General features: G+C 64.8%; 16 protein-coding genes. 1 reads left to right on the plus strand and 15 read right to left on the minus strand.

Going from position 1 to position 13,711, the window contains the following annotated elements:
- Positions 1-25 precede the first annotated feature (25 nt).
- Genes FA85_RS05775 through FA85_RS05790 form a run of 4 tightly spaced genes read right to left on the minus strand, consistent with a single transcriptional unit; the run spans position 26 to position 4,056 of the window.
- Positions 26-880 carry an arginase family protein gene (locus tag FA85_RS05775; RefSeq protein ID WP_036110922.1) on the minus strand — a complete coding sequence of 285 codons (855 nt, stop codon included), beginning with the start codon at positions 878-880 and terminating at the stop codon, positions 26-28.
- On the minus strand, positions 858-1,922 hold the full coding sequence (locus tag FA85_RS05780) for a GNAT family N-acetyltransferase (protein ID WP_036110918.1): 1,065 nt from the start codon (positions 1,920-1,922) through the stop codon (positions 858-860). The genes FA85_RS05775 and FA85_RS05780 overlap by 23 nt, the downstream gene beginning before the upstream one ends.
- A gap of 17 nt (positions 1,923-1,939) precedes the next feature.
- Positions 1,940-3,343 (minus strand): aspartate aminotransferase family protein, encoded by a 1,404-nt coding sequence (locus FA85_RS05785; protein WP_036110917.1) that lies wholly within the window; start codon positions 3,341-3,343, stop codon positions 1,940-1,942.
- A complete protein-coding gene (locus FA85_RS05790) occupies positions 3,340-4,056 on the minus strand; it encodes an MtnX-like HAD-IB family phosphatase (protein ID WP_036110916.1) in 717 nt (238 codons plus the stop codon). The genes FA85_RS05785 and FA85_RS05790 overlap by 4 nt, the downstream gene beginning before the upstream one ends.
- 133 nt (positions 4,057-4,189) lie before the next feature.
- Here FA85_RS05790 and FA85_RS05795 point away from each other — a divergent pair, with 133 nt between their 5' ends.
- Positions 4,190-4,954, plus strand: a complete 765-nt coding sequence (locus FA85_RS05795; protein ID WP_036110915.1) for a MipA/OmpV family protein — start codon at positions 4,190-4,192, stop codon at positions 4,952-4,954.
- Positions 4,955-4,964: 10 nt separating this feature from the next.
- On the opposite strand, the gene FA85_RS05800 is transcribed toward FA85_RS05795, so the two are convergent.
- The 11 genes from FA85_RS05800 to FA85_RS05850 form a co-directional block, all read right to left on the minus strand.
- Positions 4,965-5,744: a CPBP family intramembrane glutamic endopeptidase gene (locus FA85_RS05800; RefSeq protein WP_036110914.1), complete on the minus strand. Its 780-nt coding sequence runs from the start codon at positions 5,742-5,744 to the stop codon at positions 4,965-4,967.
- A 94-nt stretch (positions 5,745-5,838) separates the two neighbouring features.
- Positions 5,839-6,153 carry a non-heme iron oxygenase ferredoxin subunit gene (locus FA85_RS05805; protein WP_036110912.1) on the minus strand — a complete coding sequence of 105 codons (315 nt, stop codon included), beginning with the start codon at positions 6,151-6,153 and terminating at the stop codon, positions 5,839-5,841.
- A complete protein-coding gene (locus FA85_RS05810) occupies positions 6,150-6,680 on the minus strand; it encodes a GNAT family N-acetyltransferase (RefSeq protein ID WP_036110910.1) in 531 nt (176 codons plus the stop codon). The genes FA85_RS05805 and FA85_RS05810 overlap by 4 nt, the downstream gene beginning before the upstream one ends.
- A 32-nt stretch (positions 6,681-6,712) precedes the next feature.
- On the minus strand, positions 6,713-7,960 hold the full coding sequence (locus FA85_RS05815; RefSeq protein ID WP_036110908.1) for an aminotransferase class V-fold PLP-dependent enzyme: 1,248 nt from the start codon (positions 7,958-7,960) through the stop codon (positions 6,713-6,715).
- A gap of 18 nt (positions 7,961-7,978) precedes the next feature.
- Positions 7,979-9,304, minus strand: a complete 1,326-nt coding sequence (gene sufD / locus FA85_RS05820; RefSeq protein WP_036110906.1) for a Fe-S cluster assembly protein SufD — start codon at positions 9,302-9,304, stop codon at positions 7,979-7,981.
- Positions 9,301-10,086: a Fe-S cluster assembly ATPase SufC gene (gene sufC, locus FA85_RS05825; RefSeq protein WP_036117178.1), complete on the minus strand. Its 786-nt coding sequence runs from the start codon at positions 10,084-10,086 to the stop codon at positions 9,301-9,303. The genes sufD and sufC overlap by 4 nt, the downstream gene beginning before the upstream one ends.
- 20 nt (positions 10,087-10,106) lie before the next feature.
- Positions 10,107-10,514 (minus strand): ACT domain-containing protein, encoded by a 408-nt coding sequence (locus FA85_RS05830; protein ID WP_036110905.1) that lies wholly within the window; start codon positions 10,512-10,514, stop codon positions 10,107-10,109.
- Between the two features lie 2 nt (positions 10,515-10,516).
- The gene (sufB, locus tag FA85_RS05835) at positions 10,517-11,977 is read right to left on the minus strand and encodes a Fe-S cluster assembly protein SufB (RefSeq protein WP_036117177.1); all 1,461 of its coding nucleotides are present in this window, start codon (positions 11,975-11,977) and stop codon (positions 10,517-10,519) included.
- Positions 11,978-11,991: 14 nt separating this feature from the next.
- Entirely contained in the window at positions 11,992-12,444 is a 453-nt protein-coding gene (locus FA85_RS05840; RefSeq protein ID WP_051943351.1) for an SUF system Fe-S cluster assembly regulator, read from the minus strand.
- A 72-nt stretch (positions 12,445-12,516) separates the two neighbouring features.
- Positions 12,517-12,726: a hypothetical protein gene (locus FA85_RS05845; RefSeq protein WP_036110902.1), complete on the minus strand. Its 210-nt coding sequence runs from the start codon at positions 12,724-12,726 to the stop codon at positions 12,517-12,519.
- A gap of 10 nt (positions 12,727-12,736) precedes the next feature.
- Positions 12,737-13,570 (minus strand): MlaA family lipoprotein, encoded by an 834-nt coding sequence (locus FA85_RS05850; RefSeq protein WP_197056488.1) that lies wholly within the window; start codon positions 13,568-13,570, stop codon positions 12,737-12,739.
- Positions 13,571-13,711: the final 141 nt, after the last annotated feature.

Genomic DNA, 13,711 nt, shown 5'->3' on the forward strand with positions numbered 1-13,711 from the left:
CCACTTGGCCAGATGAAAGAGAAGCTCAAATAGCAGCCAGAATCCGCAGATTCAACGCATGCTGCTGCGCCTGCCACACCGCCAGCCTTCCGGCGTCGATTTCATCCTGACCATCCATCGCGCTGAGCTTGCGCTTCCACCAGCTCCGGTACCTATAGCGCGAGATCTCGCCGGTCACGTCGCTGGCTATGACGCGCCCGCGCACCACCCGGATGATCGCCTCGCCGCCCGCTTCACTGAGCGTGCCCTGGTCCCAGTTCGTCATGGCGACATCGGGCGCATACGCATCTTTGTCGATCGACAGATACACAGGCTCGCTGCTGCTTGCCTGCATTTTTACGAACGCGTCGACCATGCCTTCGCTGGTCAGGAATGAACGAAAACGCGCACCGAGCCCGAGCTTCAGCGCCCAGCTCGTGTCCACGCCCGTCGACCAGTACGTCAGCTTGCCCGCGCGCAGCGGCCCGAGGTAGTTCTCCCAGGCATGTCCGCGTCCGATATCGCCCGACGTGATCCCGATCACATGGACATGGCTGACCCGCCGCATCATCGCGACGCGGCGTACCCAGGATCCGCAGTGGACACCGAACGGAAAACGCATGTTGTCAGGATGGTTGTCGAGCACGACGACCTGAAAACGTTCCTTACCGGGGACGCGCTCGACCAGCGGCCAGGTCAGATGATGGAAATCGCCGCTGCCCATGAAGACCGTGCCGTGCTCACGCGGGAGGGTTTCCACCAGGTCGGCCGAGAAGCGACGAAGGCTGGATACCGAACAGCCGAAGCGGATCGGCTCTTCCCACTCCCTCAGCGGAAGCACGAGGCGACCCGGCAATGCGCCGACCGACCCATCGAGGTCAAGTACGATGGGCGTCCGCATCGGAGGCCTCCCATACGCTGTCGGATTCGAAACGATGGGCGAAACGCCGAAGCACGGCGCGCAGCAGCGGATGACGGATGTACACGGCATGCCGGGTCAGGTGGAAACGCGCACCCAACGACGCCTTGACCGCGGGATCCGTCCAGCCGGCGACATAGAACCGGAGGCCGCGCGCCAGGGCGAATTCGAGATTGACGAACCAGCTGACGAAGTACAGATCGAACTCGCGCGCCTGGGGGTACGCGAAGCCTACGTACTTGTCGAGCAACTTGCCATCGTGTTCGTAGCAGAGGTTCCAGCCGATGAGACGGCCGTCGACGCGGTAGGTGAACACCTGCCCGCCCGGATCGCGCAGCACGGCGGCAAAGAAATCGCGTGACAGCTTGTCGAAGTGGACTTCGCTCTGCGCGTGGACGTTTTCGAACAGCGCGTAGTACCCGTCGACGATCTCGTCCGAAGCGAAGGCATCGCCGGTGGGGATCACCGCGATGTCGAGCTTGTCGCGCGAACGAAGCTTGCGACGGAGATTCTTTCGCCGCGACGCGGAGAGCCGGCCGAGGTATTCGTCGACCGAGCCGAAGTCGATGGGCACATAGGCGAGTGCCTGCCCTTCGACGATGATGTAACCGCGATCGCGCGCGGCATCGACGAAACGCGCGGTCCAGGCACGATCGCGCACGCTGGTCAGCGGCGAATCCACCGCGAGGTCCTTCACGATCAGCAGCGGATGGCTGGCACCGAACGAGCGCGCCCACGAGGCGGCCACCGCGGCAGGGTCGTTGCATGCATCGAACAGCGAATATTCGGAGACCGTCGTCCCCGCAAAGCAGGTACGCGGCGTCAGCAGACGCTTCAGCAGCGACTGAAACGGAAAACTGGCCACACGCCGACGAAGCTCGTCGTCGGCGGTGGTCAGCAGGTCGAACGGAGCCACGAAAAGTGGCGAACCATCCACCGCACGGGTCGGGGTGAACCCATGCGGCGGATGGCGTTCAAAATGCCCGAGCAGGGCATCCGGCTCGAGCTGGTTCACGAACGCCATCGCGTGGCTGCCGGGTATCAGCCGCGCTTGGCCAGCGTGAGGCACTGGTCGAGCAACGCGATAGCGAGGTCGATTTCTTCGTGGCTGATGTCGAGCGACGGGGCGAACGTGATTACGTTCTTGTACCAGCCACCGACATCAAGCACGAGACCGATCTTCTTGCCTTCGTGAGTGAGACCGCCGGCCAGGCCGATGTCGACCATGCGGTCGAGCAGCGCCTTGTTCGGCGTGAAACCATCGTCCGTGCAGATCTCGGCGCGCAGTGCGAGGCCGAGGCCGTCGACGTCGCCGATCTCCTTGTGACGCTTCTGCAGGTCGCGCAGGCCGTCCAGGAAGTGCTTGCCCTTCTCGGCGACGCGGGTACCGTAGTCGAGCTCATAGCCCATCTTGATCACTTCCAGACCCAGCGCGGTACCGAGCGGGTTGGAGTTGAACGTCGAGTGCGTCGAACCCGGCGGGAAGATCTCGGGGTTGATCAGTTCTTCGCGCGCCCAGATGCCGGACAGCGGATTGAGGCCGTTGGTCAGCGCCTTGCCGAAGACCAGCGCGTCGGGGTTGACGCCGAAATGCTCGATCGACCACAGCTTGCCCGTGCGCCAGAAACCCATCTGGATTTCGTCGACGACCATCAGGATGCCGTACTTGTCGAGCACCTTCTTGAGATCGATGAAGAAGTTCTTCGGCGGGATGACGTAACCGCCGGTGCCCTGGATCGGCTCGACGTAGAACGCGGCGTATTCGGCCTCGCCCACCTTCGGATCCCACACGCCGTTGTATTCGGTTTCGAACAGGCGCTCGAACTGACGTACGCACGCATCGGAATATTCTTCCGGCGTCATGCCCTTCGGGCGACGGAACGGGTACGGGAACGGGATGAACTGCGCGCGCTCGCCGAAGTGACCGAAGCGACGACGGTACCGGTAGCTGGAGGTGATCGACGAAGCGCCGAGCGTGCGACCGTGGTAACCGCCTTCGAAGGCGAACATCAGGCTCTTGCCGCCGCGCGCGTTACGCACGAGCTTCAGCGAGTCTTCGACCGCCTGCGCGCCACCCACGTTGAAGTGGCAACGACCGTCGAGGCCGAATTTCTGCCTGGCGTCGACGGCGATGGTCTTGGCGAGCTCGATCTTGCCCTGATGGAGGTACTGACTGGCCACCTGCGGCAGCAGGTCGATCTGCGCCTTCAGCGTGTCGTTCAGGCGCTTGTTGCCGTAGCCGAAGTTGACGGCCGAATACCACATCTGCAGATCGAGGAACGGAATGTTCTCGCTGTCGTAGATGTAGCTGCCTTCCGCGTGACGGAAGATCTTCGGCGGATCCACGTAGTGCACGGTGTCGCCGAACGAGCAGTACTTCGCTTCGTCGGCCAGCAGGGTCGCGTCGTCGATGACGAGCTGCGGGTTCTTGGAAAGGATGTTCATGCAGGCAGTTCCTGGGAGCTCGTCGCGTGAAGGGGAATGACGGTCTGTGCCGGCAGACGACCGGCAAGCAGTTCGGGAAGCAGTTCGCGCGCCTCGTCGAAACTGGCGATAGGCGCATACGGGATACCGGCGGCGCGGCAGTGTTCGATCAGGCGGTTCTTGGCGAAGACGAAGTCGACGCGATCGGCGGCGCAGAAATCGGACGCGCCGTCGCCGATGAGCAGGGTCTTGCCGCCACGGGTATTCGCCGCTTCGACGCGTGCGCACTTGCAGGTACCCGCACGGCAACCGGACACGCTGAACGGCGAGGTGAGGCTCCAGTCGCGCGGACCGCTCTGCAGCAGATGGTTGGCGACGGTCGGCAGCGTGTCGATGCCGTGATTGGCCAGGATCGCGTGGATCGCATGGTCCAGGCCGTCGCTGACGATTTCCATCGGAACGCCGTACTCGATGGTGGCCCTCACGAAGGATGCGAAGCCATGGTCGATGTGAAGACCGTTCAGATGACGAGCGAGCTCGTCACGGCTCATGTCGAGCAGGGCGACCTGCCCCGCCATGCACACGGCGGAGCCGATGACGCCGGCGCGCCAGTCGCGTTCGAGAATCTCCCAGCCCGGACGGCCGTACCGGTCCAGTAGGGAGTCGATCACGTCCTCAACGGCAATCGTTCCGTCGAAGTCGCAGAGGATGTTCCAGGAGGAAGGGCTCGACACGTGGATGGGCCGGTGATCAGGTTGCAGCGCAGGCTAATCGCACATCCTTTCGAAGCCCTTTCCCGGGCGCAAAGCATGCCGTAAGGTGTCCGCCGATATCCTGCGCACGTCCACCGCGGAACGGCATCCCCCCATGCGTCGAACCTGTCTCACCCTCCTCGTCACGTTGCTGGCGGCCGCTTCCGCGCATGCGCAGGACGACGACGGCCCGACCTACGCCTTCGGCGCAGGCGTTCAGCGCATGCCCGCGTGGATGGGCTCAAAAGACCGACGCAACCAGCCGATTCCGTACATCGACATCGATTTGCCCGGCAAGGGCGAGCTTTCGACCGCCGATGGCCTGACCATCGATCTGCTGGCCGGCGAGCACTGGCATGGCGGGATCTACGGGAACTGGCTATGGGGACGTACGCATGACGATCTCGGTCCGCTCGGCGGTAAGGTCGCCTCGCTCTCCCCGCGATTCCAGGGCGGCGGATACCTCGAATACGCGTTCGACAAACACTTCAGCGTCGGCGGGCATGTCGCGCACGACACCGATGGTGCCGGCGCTTATGTCGCGCTGTATGCCGACTACCAGCTACCGGATGTCTGGTACATCCAGCACTCGGTCGAACTGCAGGTCGAAGGCATGAACGGGCCGGCGATGCGACGATTCTTCGGTGTCACGCCCTCCGAAGCGGCCGGCATCGGCACGCGATCGTGGCGTCCCGGGGCCGGCGGGCAGTCGGCCAACCTGGAGTACGACGCCTTCATTCCTACGTCGAAACAGACGGGTTTCGCACTGGCGATATCGTATGGACGGCTATTTGGCGATGCGGCGGCGAGTCCGCTGGTGAAGTCGTACGGATCGCCTCGTCAGGTCACCGAAACACTGGCCTTCGTGTATCACTTCTGAGCCTTCAGGCTCATGCCGGATCCGCGTTGAAATCTTCCCGCTCGATCTGTGTCGGGATGGCGAACAACACACCGAACATGACCAGGTGCGCGCCTGCGGACAGGAGTGCCGACCAGCCCGGTGCCAACGTCTCGTACGGCAGGATGTCGCCCACCAGCACATAGGCGAGATTCCAGCCCCAGTGCACGCCGACCGCGAGCCAGAGCGAGCCCGTGCGGGCCACGGCCATCGCATAGGCCAGACCGAAACAGATCAGACGCAGCCATTCGACCGGCCCCTGATCGAGTGTGTACAGGTGATTGAGCGTCTGCAGCAGCGTGGATGCAAGGACGAAAACCCACGGCGTCCACGCCATACGCAGCGCACGGAACAGAAACCCGCGGGTGAGGATGTCGCCAGCCAGCGCCGGCACGAACGTCGCCACGAGCGCCCAGGGAATCGATGACAGGAACGACACGGCGGCTACGGCAGGCGCCTGCGGCGCCCTGGCCGCATAGACGTTCAGCGCCATGCCGACACAGACAGCGAGGTACTTGGTGAGCAGCGCCAACGCCAGTCCACCGACCAGGAGCACCGGTGCGGTCCGGCGCCATTCCAGCGCATACGCGTCATATCCGCGGAACCCGAGCCAGCGGCCGAGCGGCCACGCCGCCAGCACCACGCCCACCGTGAAGGCGGCCTGGACCGGTAAGCTGCCGAGCAGGCGCGCGCCGATGCCTTCAGCGCCCTGGTACAGAACGAACAGGAGCGCGAACGCGATCGCGGCACGCCGACGTTCGTTGAGTGACATGGACCCCCCGGATGATCGGTGACGCAGGGCGGAAGCTTAGGGCCGGAAAGCGTTGCACGCCATAGTCTTTTTGGTTTGCCCTTACGCGTCTCGCTCAGCGGTCGTCGCGAGTCCAGATGGCTTCGTCGGCTTCCGTGACCGGAAAGACGGTGACCGGCTCGTACGCCGGCGGGCAGGTCACCTCGCCGGTGCGCACGTCGAAACGGGCTCCATGGCGAATGCATTCGACCTCGAAGCCGATGACGGGGCCGCCGGCGAGCTCCCCGCCGTCGTGCGTACATACGTCCTCGATGGCATAGAGCTGGCCGTCGATGTTGTATACGGCAATGGCCGTATCGCCGTCCCAGACGACCTTGTGTTCACCCGGCAAAAGCTCGGAGCGGGAGCCGACGCGTACCCAGCCGTTCATGCGCGAAGCTCCTTCACCAGGTATTCGAAACGGAGGTCGTCGCGCTGCGGGACGCCGAAGCGCTCGTCGCCATAGGGGAAGGGCCTGGTCTTGCCGGTACGCACGTAGCCACGTCGCTCGTACCAGGCGATGAGCTCGGCACGGATGTCGATCACGGTCATTTCGATCCGCTCACTGGCCCATTCGTCGCGGGCGAAACGCTCGACTTCTTCGATGACCAGACGGCCGATGCCGGTGCCCTGCGCCGGCGGGTGCACCGAGAACATGCCGAAATAGCAGACCGGGCCCTGGCGCTCGATGTAGCAGGAGGCAAGCACCTGCTCAGCGCGCTCGAACAGCACGAAGCGGCCGTTGGAACCGGTGAGCAGCGCCTCGATCTCGGTCACGTCCGTACGGCGGCCGTGAAGGAAATCGGCTTCGGTGGTCCACCCCGCGCGGCTGGCTTCGCCGCGATAGGCGGACTCGACGAGCGAGGCGATCAGGGCCGCGTCGGCGGGGGTGGCGGTGCGGAAGGTATGGGAGATCATCGCGGGATTGTAATCGCGCGCGGGGCGCGCTCCTACATCAGGAGCTTGCGGACCCTGGCGATCGCCTCGATAAACCCATCCACTTCCGCCTTCGTGTTGTAGAAGGCGAGCGACGCGCGCAACGTGGCCGGCACGCCGAAGAAGTGCATCAGCGGGTGAGCGCAGTGGTGACCTGAGCGCACGGCGACACCCTGCAGATCGAGCAACGTCGCCATGTCGTTGGCATGCGCCCCTTCGATCAGGAAGGAGATGACCGGCTCCTTTTCCTTCGCGTTGCCGAAGATCCGCACGCCTGGCACGGTTTCCAGTGCGTCGACGGCATAGGCCAGCAAGTCCTGCTCATAGGCCTTCAGACGGTCGAAGCCGATGTTTTCGATGTACTCGATAGCTGCCGTAACGCCCGCAAAACCCGCGATATTCGGCGTACCCGCTTCGAAGCGGTGCGGCGGATCGGCGAACACCGTGCCCTCGAAGCGCACCTCGCGGATCATCTCGCCACCGCCGAAGAACGGCGGCATCGCCATCAGGTGCTCGCGCTTCGCCCACAGCGCGCCGGTGCCGGTGGGCGCCAGCATCTTGTGGCCGGTAACCGCGTAGAAATCGCAGCCCAGCGCCTGCACGTCGATCGGGCGATGCGGTGCCGCCTGCGAGCCGTCGACCAGCAGCGGGATGCCGCGCTTACGACATTCACGGGCGATCTCGCGGATCGGGTTGACCGTGCCCAGCACGTTGGACACATGGGTAACGCAGGCCAGCTTAACCTCGGGGGTGAGCAGGTCGAAAAACTTCTCGAGGATGAGCTCCCCGCTGGCATCGATCGGCGCGGCCTTCACCGTCGCCCCGGTGCGCTCGGCGACCAGCTGCCACGGCACGATGTTGGCGTGATGCTCCATCACCGTGGTGACGATGGCGTCTCCCGGCTTCATGCGCGGCATGGCGTAGCTGTACGCCACCAGGTTGATCGCCTGCGTGGTGCCCGAGGTCAGGATGACTTCGTCGCGCGACGGCGCGTTGATGAAACGTGCGAGTGCGTCGCGTGCCGCCTCGTAAGACGCCGTGGCTTCCTCGCCCAGCGCGTGCACGGAGCGCGACACATTGGCGTTGTGCTCGCGGTAGTGACGATCGACCGCCTCGATCACCGACAACGGCTTCTGCCCGGTGTTGGCGTTGTCGAAATAGATCAGCGGCTTGCCGTGGACGGTGCGCGACAGCAGCGGGAAGTCGGCGCGGATGCGCTCGACGTCGAGCGGCAGAATGGCTGACTCGGGCTTGGCGTTCATGGCTGGCTCCGTACTTCGTTAGCCGGCGGACGGACCGGTCGGCAGATGCGCCACCAGCAGGTCGCCGAGGTGTTCGCGCAGGGCCTCGTTCGGCAGCGATTCCAGTGCCGCGCGGCAGAAAGCCAGCGTCAGCAGGCTGCGCGCCTGGGCGAGCGGGATACCGCGCGAACGGAGATAGAAAAGCGAGCGCTCGTCGAGCTGGCCGATGGTCGCCCCATGCGCGGCCTTGACCTCGTCGGCGTAGATCTCGAGCTCCGGCTTGGTGTCGATCTCGGCCGAGCCAGAGAGCAGAAGGTTCTTGTTGCTGAGCGAGGCATCGCTCCCATCGGCGCCTTCAGCGACCACGATGGCGCCGCGGAATACGCCGCGCGAGCGACCGTTGGCGATACCGCGCCACAGGGCGTCCGACGCCGTATCGCGTGCGTTATGACGGACTTCCAGCTGAGTATCGATATGCTGGCGACCGTCGAGTGCGAACACACCGCGCGAATCGAAGCGTGCGTGGTCGCCCGCCAGTTCGGCCGTGAGTTCATGACGCACCAGAGCACCACCCACTTCCAGCGCATGGACGGTTGCGCTCGCGTTCGCGTCAAGACGGACGTGACCGCGACGTACGAGCGTGGTCGCCGTCGACGCCGCCTGCAGCAGCACCACGCCGAGCCGGGCACTCTCACGAACGACGTAGTCGGCGACGACGGTGCCCAGCTGATTCGCTTCACCCATCGAGACGAACTGCTCGACGATGTCGGCCCGGGAACCCTGCCCTGCCTCCACCAGCACGCGAACGTGCCAGGCCGTGTCGGGCTGAACGCCACTGAAGACATGGACGATGTGCAGCGGTTTCGCCACGTCGATGCCGTCGGCGATCCGCAGCACCACGCCATCGGTGGCGAATGCGGCATTCAGATGCGCGAATGCGTCGGCCGCACCACGGCGGTAACGACTGGCCAGCGCGAAGCGCAACGGTTCCGGCTGCTCCGTCAGGGCGGCCGCCAGCGGCGCAAGCGATACACCGTCAACGCGGTTCAGAGCGGACAGGTCGGCACGGAAGACGCCGTCGACGAAGACGATGCGCGCACTGTCGACACCCGGCAGCGCGAACGACGCCGCATCGATGGCTACGTCGCGCGCCACCGCCGCGTCGGCGACGGCGAACGCACGCTGCGAAAGCGCACGCAGCGGAGTGTACTTCCAGGCCTCGTTGCGCCCTTCCGGCAGACCGGCTTCGGCGAATGCCTGCAGGTTGTCGCGGCGCGCGGCGTCGAGCCACGCGATGCCGCTCTCAGGCAGCGCGCTGGCGGCATCCAGCGCCGCCCGCACGAACGGGGACGGCGCCTGGGTCATGCCGGCGCTCCGGTCAGGTCGGCCTTGCGCAATTCCGGATGCGTGTCGGCGAGCCAGGCGTAGCCCTGCTCTTCCAGCTTCAGGGCGAGATTCTTGTCGCCACTCTCGACGATGCGGCCACCGGCCAGCACGTGCACGAAGTCCGGCTCGATGTAGTCGAGCAGGCGCTGGTAGTGCGTCACGACGAGGAACGAGCGATCCGGCGAACGCAGCGCATTGACGCCTTCGGCGACCTGCTTGAGCGCGTCGATGTCGAGACCCGAATCCGTTTCGTCGAGAATCGCCAGCTTCGGCTCGAGCACGGCCATCTGGAAGATCTCGTTGCGCTTCTTCTCGCCACCGGAGAAGCCTTCGTTGACGGCGCGGTGGAGCAGTTCGTCGGAGATCTGCATCACTTTCAGCTTCTCGCGTACCAGCTTGAGGAAGCGCATCGAATCCAGCTCATCCTCACCCCGGAACTTCCGCTGCGCATTGAGCGCGGCACGCAGGAAGTAGGTGTTGTTCACACCCGGGATCTCGACGGGATACTGGAACGCCAGGAACACACCGGTCGCGGCGCGCTCTTCCGGCTCGAGTGCCAGCAGGTCGACACCGTTGAACAGCACCGAGCCTGCGGTCACTTCGTAACCTTCGCGGCCGGCCAGCACGTTGCCGAGCGTGGATTTGCCCGCACCGTTCGGACCCATGATGGCGTGCACTTCGCCGGGCTTCACCTCGAGCGAAAGGCCTTTGAGGATCTCCTTGCCTTCGACGCGGGCATGGAGGTTGTCGATCTTGAGCATGTGCATGGCGTGGCTGTCCATCAGGGCGTGAGGTGCGAGAGCGCATCGAGCGCATCGTCGCGGCGTTCCCAGGGCACGAAGATATGATCGTGCAGGAACGCGGAAACCGGGTTGCAGGGAATGCCGCGCTTTGCCAGCGCGGCGGATACGGCGGCCATCATGCCGACCGCGGTGAGGCTGGACTGCACGCGCAGCGTGATCCGGGCCCAGAGCATGCGTTCGTTGCCCGCGCTGTCCTCGTCGACATCGACGATCAGCGTGGTTCCTTCGGCTTCGCGGAACATCATCAGGGCGTCGGCCATGCGCTCGCGCGCCTTCTCGTGCGAGACGTGAAGGAAGCGCTTGGGAATCGGGTCGATATCCGGATCCAGCGCGGCGAGCAGCGCGCGCAGATCGGTCAGGCCCGGAGCGGAACCGGCGATGCCCATCGTCAACCCACCGCGCCTTCGAGAGAAACCTCGAGCAGCTTCTTGGCTTCCACGGCGAATTCCATCGGCAGTTCGCGGAAGACCTGCTTGCAGAAGCCGTCGACGATCATCGACACGGCATCTTCTTCACCGATGCCGCGCGACAGGCAGTAGAACAGCTGGTCGTCCGAAATCTTCGAGGTGGTGGCCTCGTGCTCGACGATGGCCGAGGGATTCTTCACTTCCATGTACGGAAAAGTGTGCGCGCCGCACTGCTTGCCGATCAGCAGGGAATCGCACTGCGTGTAATTGCGCGCGCCGTCGGCGCCTTTCTCGATCTTTACGAGGCCGCGGTAGCTGTTGGAACTGCGGCCCGCACTGATGCCCTTGGCGACGATCTTCGACTTGGTACCTTTGCCGATGTGAATCATCTTGGTACCTGTATCGGCCTGCTGGCGATGGTGCGTCAGCGCCACCGAGTAGAACTCGCCCACCGAACGGTCGCCGCGCAGCACGCAGCTCGGGTACTTCCAGGTGATCGCCGAGCCGGTTTCCACCTGGGTCCAGGAGATCTTGGAATCCGCGCCGCGGCAGTCGCCGCGCTTGGTCACGAAGTTGTAGATACCGCCCACGCCGTTCTCGTCGCCGGGATACCAGTTCTGCACGGTGGAGTACTTGATCTGTGCGCGCTCGAGCGCGACCAGTTCGACCACCGCCGCGTGCAGCTGGTTCTCGTCGCGCATGGGCGCGGTACAGCCTTCGAGGTACGAGACATAGGCGTCGTCCTCGACCACGATCAGCGTGCGCTCGAACTGCCCGGTGTTGATCGCGTTGATGCGGAAGTACGTCGACAGTTCCATGGGGCAACGCACACCCCTGGGGATGAAGACGAAGCTGCCGTCGGAGAACACGGCGGAATTGAGCGCCGCGAAATAGTTGTCGGCCGTCGGCACCACGCTGCCCAGGTACTGGCGCACCAGGTCGCCGTGTTCGCGGATGGCTTCGGACATCGAGCAGAAGATCACGCCGGCTTCGGCCAGTTCCTTGCGGAAGGTGGTGCCGACCGATACGGAATCGAAGACCGCATCCACGGCCACGCCGGCGAGCTTTGCCCGCTCATGCAACGGGACGCCGAGCTTCTCGTAGGTCTCGAGCAACTTCGGATCCACTTCGTCGAGCGACCTGGGGCCCGCCTTGGGCGCCGAGTAGTAGCTGACCGACTGATAGTCGATCGGCGCGATGTCGAGCTTGGCCCATTCCGGCTCGGGCATGGTCAGCCAGTGCCGGTAAGCGGACAGCCGCCACTCGGTCATCCACTCCGGTTCGCCCTTGATCGCGGAGAGCTGACGGACGATGTCCTCGCTCAGGCCCGGCGGGAGGCGGTCGGATTCGATATCGGTGACGAAACCGGCTTCGTAGCGGCGGTTGAGCGCCTCCACGACTTCGGCGTTGTCGCGCACGGGGTCTGCCACGTCGCGTGTCATGTTCTCACTCTCGTTCATGCGTTCGCCTGCGCGACGGTGGTCGCGTTCTTCGCCGACGCCATGGAGCGGTCGGCCAGCATCTGGGCCAGGGTCAGGGCGCGCAGCACGCCACCGATCGCCCCGGAAACGGAGCGCCAGCTGTCGCTGACGCCGCACTGGGACTGACGTTCGCACTGGCCCTGGGCCACGCTGCACTCCGTCATCCCGATCGGCCCTTCCATCGCTTCGACGATGTCGGCCAGGCTGATCACCTCGGCCGGCCGCGCCAGACGGTAGCCGCCGTTGACGCCGCGAAACGATTCCACCAGCCCGGCGTGTCCCAGCAGCTTGAGCAGCTTGGACACCGTGGGCAACTCCAGGCGCGCCTCCTCCGCGATCTGAGCGGTGCTCAGAACGTCGGCAGGATGGGCGGCGATGCAAGTCATCACCACCGTCGCGTAGTCGGTCAATCGGCTGACACGGAGCATGGGGGAAGGGGCACAGTCAATACCGGACCAAAATGGTACTGTTTTCCGGCCTTCGATGCAACGAGGCGTGGCTTAAAAGCCCCTCTCATGCGCCCGGATCGCCCGGATCATGGCAATCAGCCTCGACGTCTCCCCCGCCTCCACCACATCCTCCGCGGTCCGATAGCCGAGTTCGGCGATCGGATCCTCCACGAACCAGGCCCGCCGCCGGGCCCGGTCGGGCTCGACGTGACGGGCCTCAGCGAGCACCCTGGCCGTATCGCTAAGCAGTCGGACGGACATCGTCAGGCCCTCAGGGGTTGACCGGCAATCCCGTGGCGGCTCGCCCCTCGGCTGGCGAGACAGCCTCGCGCACCGCCCCTTCACGCCCATCGGCGACCAGGGCCACGCGGCGTGCGGCCGCACTGTCCCGTAACGCCGCGTAGTAGTCCGGCGACTGCTCCAGCCGGTCGGTCAGTGGCAGCGCACGAGCCCGTCCATCCACGATGCCGCCCACTGTCCTGATCGTATCCAGCGTCTGGACGGTGTCCGAGTTGTCGCCCAGGCGGTCGAACGACATCGTCAGGATGCGACCGACCGAATCGCGGACGTTGGAGGAACCGAAGATCGGCAGCTCCACGGTGTGTCCCGGACCCATGCCCCATACCCCGAAGGTCTGGCCCAGATCCGCGTCATGGTGCGGCATGCCCCAATGGTTGGCCACGTCGAAAAGACCGACCACGCCCACCGTGCTGTTCACGACGAAGCGTCCCGCCGTATTCAGCGAACGAAGCAGGTTGGCCTGAAGCAGGTCGTTGGCGAAAACCAGCGGCTCGCGCATGTTCTGGGCGAAGTTGCGCACGCCGTTGCGAACCGGGCGCGGCAGGTGCGAGTAGCCGCGAGCCACGGGGCGGATCACCGCATGGTCGACCACCTTGTTGAAGGCGAAAACCTTGCGGTTGATCGGCTCATCGTGGCCAGGCTGCGCCGTGGCGTCCGCGCCGGCCTTCTTCACACCGTGCGAGCAGGCCGAGAGGGCAAGTGCCGCGGTTACGGCCATACCCGCCTTCCAGTGCGTCGAACGGCGGTCTCCGTGACGCCTTGCGGCAGGTGAAGCGGACAGGTTGGGACGACGAATAGCGGTCATGAGGCTCTCTCGGCGGGGGACTGACGCCGAGAGTGCGGCGCGTTTACGTATACCGTTTTTCCACTTCGCTTCCGGCGGGAAACAATGTTTCGGGCTGGAAACATATGACACGGCCGGGGACCGAACCGCTATAAATAGCGC

This window comes from Luteibacter mycovicinus (assembly GCF_000745235.1).
GTDB lineage: Bacteria > Pseudomonadota > Gammaproteobacteria > Xanthomonadales > Rhodanobacteraceae > Luteibacter > Luteibacter mycovicinus.

Excerpts from the sequence above, each read along its gene's own strand:
- FA85_RS05795 (WP_036110915.1), top strand. The coding sequence starts at position 4,190 with ATGCGTCGAACCTGTCTCACCCTCCTCGTCACGTTGCTGGCGGCCGCT.
- sufC (WP_036117178.1), bottom strand. The coding sequence starts at position 10,086 with ATGCTCAAGATCGACAACCTCCATGCCCGCGTCGAAGGCAAGGAGATC.
- FA85_RS05785 (WP_036110917.1), bottom strand. The coding sequence starts at position 3,343 with ATGAACATCCTTTCCAAGAACCCGCAGCTCGTCATCGACGACGCGACC.
- FA85_RS05850 (WP_197056488.1), bottom strand. The coding sequence starts at position 13,570 with ATGACCGCTATTCGTCGTCCCAACCTGTCCGCTTCACCTGCCGCAAGG.
- FA85_RS05805 (WP_036110912.1), bottom strand. The coding sequence starts at position 6,153 with ATGAACGGCTGGGTACGCGTCGGCTCCCGCTCCGAGCTTTTGCCGGGT.
- FA85_RS05810 (WP_036110910.1), bottom strand. The coding sequence starts at position 6,680 with ATGATCTCCCATACCTTCCGCACCGCCACCCCCGCCGACGCGGCCCTG.
- sufB (WP_036117177.1), bottom strand. The coding sequence starts at position 11,977 with ATGACACGCGACGTGGCAGACCCCGTGCGCGACAACGCCGAAGTCGTG.
- FA85_RS05845 (WP_036110902.1), bottom strand. The coding sequence starts at position 12,726 with ATGTCCGTCCGACTGCTTAGCGATACGGCCAGGGTGCTCGCTGAGGCC.
- FA85_RS05840 (WP_051943351.1), bottom strand. The coding sequence starts at position 12,444 with ATGCTCCGTGTCAGCCGATTGACCGACTACGCGACGGTGGTGATGACT.
- FA85_RS05800 (WP_036110914.1), bottom strand. The coding sequence starts at position 5,744 with ATGTCACTCAACGAACGTCGGCGTGCCGCGATCGCGTTCGCGCTCCTG.
- FA85_RS05775 (WP_036110922.1), bottom strand. The coding sequence starts at position 880 with ATGCGGACGCCCATCGTACTTGACCTCGATGGGTCGGTCGGCGCATTG.
- FA85_RS05780 (WP_036110918.1), bottom strand. The coding sequence starts at position 1,922 with ATGGCGTTCGTGAACCAGCTCGAGCCGGATGCCCTGCTCGGGCATTTT.
- sufD (WP_036110906.1), bottom strand. The coding sequence starts at position 9,304 with ATGACCCAGGCGCCGTCCCCGTTCGTGCGGGCGGCGCTGGATGCCGCC.
- FA85_RS05815 (WP_036110908.1), bottom strand. The coding sequence starts at position 7,960 with ATGAACGCCAAGCCCGAGTCAGCCATTCTGCCGCTCGACGTCGAGCGC.
- FA85_RS05830 (WP_036110905.1), bottom strand. The coding sequence starts at position 10,514 with ATGGGCATCGCCGGTTCCGCTCCGGGCCTGACCGATCTGCGCGCGCTG.